This is a genomic window from Pullulanibacillus pueri, assembly GCF_014639255.1.
GTDB lineage: Bacteria > Bacillota > Bacilli > Bacillales > Sporolactobacillaceae > Pullulanibacillus > Pullulanibacillus pueri.
This window is the reverse complement of record NZ_BMFV01000074.1, coordinates 1-1,350: the sequence shown is the minus strand read 5'-3', so window position 1 is coordinate 1,350 and position 1,350 is coordinate 1. Positions and strand designations below refer to the sequence as shown.

The 1,350-nt window shown below is 36.2% G+C and carries 1 protein-coding gene; it reads left to right on the top strand.

The window, feature by feature from the left end:
- Nucleotides 1–150: 150 nt before the first annotated feature.
- On the top strand, nt 151–1,350 hold a 1,200-nt coding region (locus IEV91_RS21460; RefSeq protein ID WP_188499467.1), incomplete at its 3' end, for an ISL3 family transposase.

Below are 1,350 nucleotides of genomic sequence, written 5' to 3'. Positions count from 1 at the left end.
GGTCTTGCCTGGCTTGCTATTCCCGCAGGAGTCTCGCTATTTTTCACTTTGTGTTCTTGAACCTTTTAAAAAACAGCAAAAAAATACACGTAAGCTCCTATATCCTTTACACTTGAATTGACGAGAAACAAGGACAAGGATTGGAGTTACGTGTATATGCAGTTTAACATGAATTTACCTGGATTAGAAGACGTTAAGATTACCAAAACAGAAGAGATTAATGGTAGCTTTTATCTTTATATTGAGGTCCCAAGAAAAAAACACAAATGCCCAGTATGTGGGGAGCGAACCAACAAGGTACATGATTACCGTACTCAAAAGGTGCAACACCTTAAGGTGTTTGAAAGAACTTCCTATCTGTTTTATAGAAAGCGAAGATATGTATGTTCATGTGGAAAGCGTTTTTTAGAGAACAATAGGGTTGTAGATCGATATCAGAGACATTCAATAGAATGGAATCAAGCACTTGGTTTACGTGTAGTCAAAGGGAAAAACTTTAAAGACACAGCGGTACAGTTTCGAACGTCACAAACCACAGCTATTCGGCGTTTCGATCAAATTTCAGCAGGAACCTTAAAAGAAGTAAGTGAATTACCTTCTGTCATCGCGATTGATGAGTACAAAGGTGACACCAATGAAGGTAAATATCAAGTTATAATTGCCGATGGAAACACCGGTAAGCCTCTTGATATTTTACCCAACCGTTCGGTAGAAACGGTTAAGAATTATTTAAAAGAAAAAGGTTCAAAGGTCAAAATAGTTGTCATGGACATGAGCCATAGCTTTAAATCAGCAGTTAAAAAAGCATTGAATAGCCCCATTATTGTAGCAGACCGTTTTCACTTTTGTCGTTATATATATTGGGCTCTAGATAGAGTGAGAAGACGTGTCCAAGGTGAATTTCACCCTTATGATCGTAAGAAGTGTAAAAGGATGAAACATATTTTTTATAAGCCTTATGATAAACTAACTCAAAAGCAGCATTGGTATCTAGAAAGGTATCTTGGGTTATCAGAAGAATTACGTATGGCTTATGGACTCAAAGAATCTTTTCGGTTGTGGTTTAATCGGGCGAAAGAGATTGGGAAAACAAGCATAAACGAAGTAAAGAAAGGACTATTCGCCTTTTATGATCAGGTTGAAAAGTCCGGATTAACTGAGTTTGTGAAGGCAATTCAAACAATTAAAAATTGGCAAGTTGAAGTTTTAAATAGTTTTGCCTTTGGCTATAGTAATGGATTTATTGAAGGCTTAAACAATCAAACAAAGGTAATAAAACGAAATGCCTTTGGTTTCCGACGTTATGATCGTTTAAGATTAAGGGTTTTATTACATCATCAATATAAATCG